Source organism: Bartonella sp. AS69XJJH, assembly GCF_042195585.1.
In the GTDB taxonomy this organism is placed as follows: Bacteria; Pseudomonadota; Alphaproteobacteria; order Rhizobiales; family Rhizobiaceae; genus Bartonella.
On sequence record NZ_JBHIOO010000046.1, the window covers coordinates 1 to 4,586 of the forward strand.

Here is a 4,586-nt window from a genome sequence, read left to right on the forward strand (position 1 = left end):
ACTGAATGCTCCACCCTCTTTGTGGTACGACATTTCATAATGTAAGCTATCCTCTGCATTGGTGATCAGGACATCGTGGCTACCTTTCAGCCCTACCTTGCCATCAGCCGCAATGGAACTACCTGTAATGCTAAGATCATGCGGCTTTCCATCCTGCCCTGCAATAACAGTGGTATCACCTCCCGATTTTATCGAAGAGCCAACCGCATGAGAGGCTTGCATATCTACTTTCGTGTTTTTGGCGCGAAGATGATATTCCATCTCATCGTTTCTCACCCCTATTGTTATCTCCCCTTGTGCGCCAAGTCCAACATTGCCCTTCGCATCGATATCGGAAGCAGCCATATGGATATCTTGACCTGAGATGACAGTGGTCTCTTTTCCAGAACTTAAATGAGAGCCATTGTGCAAGGCGACATGAGAGGTTTGATCCCCACGATGATTGTCCATGCTGTTGCGTGTAGCATCAATAGAAACATTGCCCTCAGCTTGTAAGGAAAGATTATCCTTTGTTTGAACATCAGAGCCTAAAATATTCAAATCTTTTCCAGAGGCAAGTGTCGTCGAGCCTCCAGAGTTGACTTCTGATTTATGATGCATGGTGGCATCACCCTGTTCATCATGGTAATGGGTTTCTGCTGAACCGATTGTCAAGTTGCCTTGTTCTGTAGCCATGGCAAGATCGCCCCCGGTGGTGATCCCCACCCCTGAGGCGGTGATATCTTGCTTAGCAATCACGCTCACATTACCCCCAGTAGAAAGCGCCTCGGTGTTTAATACAGTCTCCACGCCGTCAACCGTTGTGCGCCCTGCATCCAAACGAATATTCTTCTGTGCAACTAAAACAGCATCACCACCCGCCGCAAAATGTCCTCCTTGACTGAGGATATCCCCACCATGCACATGCAATTGGTGGTTTGCCGCAATCCGCCCTGAATTGGTTATCGTGGAATTGCTTGTATTTTGGCTGGTGATATTGACATCATCGCCCATGATCAAAGCCCCAGCAGAAACAAAGGAGGATCTGTCTTTTTCGGGGATATAAAGCACCGGCGCATAAACATCCATGCCCTTGACCTGTTGGTGCACATAAATCACCATCGGGGCTTCTAGGGACGCCAATTGTTCTTCACTCAAAGCCTCACCAAAAGTCAAATTGTGTGCTTTTGCATAATCTGCCCCGACATCCAGCAAAGTTTTGACTTGTTCAATGGCATCACTTCCAGGAATAAAGGAACCTTTGCCCAAACCTTGACCAACCAGATCACGCATTTGTTTTTCAATCAGCTGCTTTTCAAAATATGCATCGCCTAAGAAAAAAATCTCCCGATCAGGATTGTAGCCAATTCTGTTCAAATAATAAGCTGAGCCATAAAACTTGCCGACATCAAGGAATTCTGCCCGCGTTTCATAAATGAAATTCTGGTTGGGCAGCGTGCCCCCAACCCCACCCGATTGGGGCTTTGGTAAAGGAAGCCCCTCAGAAAGTTCCCCTGCATTATTGAGATCTACTTTTGGTGTAAAGAGAGCACCAGCCCCGGTTAAACCACTTAAGGACTCCAGTGGATTGCCTCCAGCCGCTTTGGCTTCAAAATGCGCATCCCCTGTAATCGAATCTTCCGCTGCCGTGTTATTGAGTTGATCGACCACCAGATTTAAAGTGCCACCCGCTTGAACAAGACCAGGAGCAGCATCAAGAACTTTTGAACCAGTATGGCGATCCTTGCCATTGGCTATATCTAAAGAAACATCGCGGCTTCCATCAGCTTTATAGCCATAACAACTGTCTGTATAAGCCTGACAACCAAGATAAGTTTTTTTATAAGCTGTTGCCCCTAAATTGGTCAGCGTCTTGGCTTGGATATCCGCATTTCCCCCAGCTTCTATAGAGCTATAATGGTTGTCAATATTATCAGCGTTAATGATGAGGTTGCCACTAGATTGTATTACCCCCGAAACAGTTGGTTTATGCGAAAAACCTTGCGTAACAGTCTTTTCTGTCATATGTGACCAATTTTCGTTTATTGACTCAAACCATCCTCCCTTCCGCCGAGAACCATTCCAGGAATACTGTTCTATGCCTTTTCTGTTATCATTATATTCCCAAGTAAAAGCCTTATAGACTGTTCCCTCGCTTGAAATTGCGGTGCCGTAGATTTCTTCTTTGCTCGCCCAAACCTGCTGTTCAAATATAAAGTTTTTCTTGTCTTTACCAAGCGGCCACTTAGAAAGCTTTCCTTTGCCCCAACTATTCGATCTCGTATCATGATATAAATCCCTACCATCGAGAAAATTATATTTGTCTGGTTTTTCGAATGCGATGGCGACTTCTTCAGTTTTTTCCGTGATGACGGGCGTGCTATCAGCTTCGTTTTTTAGAGTGTTGGTTTGGATATTTAAATTTCCACCTGCTTGAATAGAGCCTGCTTTATTGACAAGGGAAAGGCTTTTTCCTGTGCCTTCTGCATTGGTAAAAAACAAATCACCCTCTGCCATTATAGTGCCAAAATCATTGAGCAAAGCCCCATCAACTTGTAAAGCACCATTGCCCTTCACATAAATTAAGCCCGTTTTGTTGTTGGTCACATTGCCCGTCACGCTAAAGACTAAATCCTGCCCCGATGCCAATTGACCGCTATTTCCAAGCTCCCCCGTCTTGATCACGAAATCTCGTGCCGCTAAAACCAACGTTGTCTCATCAACCATAACGCTTGGAGCAATAAAGAGAATATCTCCAGTCCTCCCTGATCTGTCACGGCTTGTAGCCACGCATTGTGAATATCAAGAGCATTGGTGCTGTTAAAATCTAAACCGCCATAAGTCAATTCGCTCTCTGAGACATCAATATGATCTGCAATTAAATACAGCGTTTGCGGCGTGTAAATATGAGAACGATTATTGCTTAAATCGAGAGTGTTTGCTGTCAACCTCACATCCCCCTTAGCAGACAGCACATTCTCAACACTGATCCCTCCTGATACCGAAGTCAATGTTGCGCTGCCATAGCCCATGACCTGATCATAATAGATGTCGTTGCCTGCAAAAATTTCAATATTGCCACCACTGGCAATCTGACCAACCTTCACCCCTTCTTTTGCTGTAATAGAAAGAAAGCCGTTTTTATCTAAAATAAGATCCCCTGAACCGCCCGTAGAAACGACACCTGTCATCAGTGTGCCAGCATCAAGGCTGCCAACCTTTAAAACAGCCTTTTCACCCGTCATCAGCGAAGAAAAGTCAACAGCCCCGCCCTCAATATTTGCCTTGCCATGAGCTAAAAGTTGCCCAAAATGAACGGGGGCATTTGTTTCTGGTTGTGCTTGAATGGCAACATTTTGATGCGACAGAATTGTTTGAGAAACAGAAAGTCCGTTATGAGAAACCAGGGTGATATCTCCTGCCCCATAAACACTTTCAGCGACAATCGCACCTTGACTGCTCTGGAGATCAACATCCCCTTGGGTGCCAAGAACAACAACACCAGAAGCACCCGTTGCCGCCATATCAACCCCACCGGCTAAAAACTGCGCCTTTATATCACCACCGGCATGTGCCTTGAGGTTCCCTTGCGCCAAAACAATCCCCTCAAGTTTCAAGTCTCCACCCGCTTCAAGAGCCATATCAGCGCCTGACCCTAGCCCTGAAACTTGAAGTGTCTGGCGCGAAGACAGCTCCATATTACCCCCAGAGGTTGCCTTGCCGGCAATCGATAAAAGCCCATCCTGCGCCTCTATTTTCAAATGACCCTCAGCGCCAACCATCTCTAACGTCACATCCTTATGTGCGGCAATATCAATATGCTTTTTCGAGGTGATGTGTTTTGCCAATACGCTCTGGCTTTTCGATTTAAGAACAACACCCCCATGACCAAAAACATTCTTCAACGAGATTTTTCCATCAGCAGAAAGATGCAACTGCCCCGCATTAGCCGCCATATCATGGCGCATGCGAACCCCAACACCTTTTTCTGTCGCCACAAGTTTTATTCTGTCCGCCTGTAGAGCCCCTAAAGCAGAACCATCTATCGCATATTCCGGTTTGCCGATAATATCAGTTAGCTCTTTCATTTCCCGTGAAGCATAATCAAAGTGACCCGTCCCTGCTGTCACACCAATCTCCTTGCCCGCAACAGCTCCTTCAAAATGCACCGTGCGTGAGACAATATCGACGATATCAACAGCCCCTTGGCCTGAGAAAAAATTGGCTCCCTTTGCGCCAAAGGTGATGTCCCCACCTCGTACCTCAAAGCCTTTCAAAAAACCACTCGCATCAATTTCGGGTACACCTGTGGTTAAGGTCGCATGGGGCGTATTGATAAAACCACAACCATCACAGCTTATCCCATTGGGATTAGCTATAATCACATCGGCTGGGCGCCCAAAAACCTCTCCTGGACCATGAAGCGCACTGCGCTTGCTGCTGGTCACTTCATTTAAAATCACTTTCGCCGAACCCGTAACACGCAAATGCGGATTGCCCGGCATAATGCCCCCCAACTGCGATTGCCCCACTTCTTGCGCATGATTGTTCCAAATCACACCTGCATTGCCAATATTAAAATCATCATATTTATTGTGTGATAAGCC

At 46.2% G+C, this 4,586-nt stretch carries 2 protein-coding genes; both read right to left on the bottom strand.

Translation table 11 applies throughout. The features are described from left to right. Nucleotides 1-2,769 (bottom strand): hemagglutinin repeat-containing protein (locus ACFIK6_RS09125; RefSeq protein WP_375677573.1); only part of this gene is annotated, 2,769 nt, incomplete at its 3' end. Next, a partial coding sequence (locus tag ACFIK6_RS09130) for a filamentous hemagglutinin N-terminal domain-containing protein (protein ID WP_375677574.1) occupies nucleotides 2,679-4,586 on the bottom strand: 1,908 nt, incomplete at its 5' end. The genes ACFIK6_RS09125 and ACFIK6_RS09130, both read right to left, overlap by 91 nt.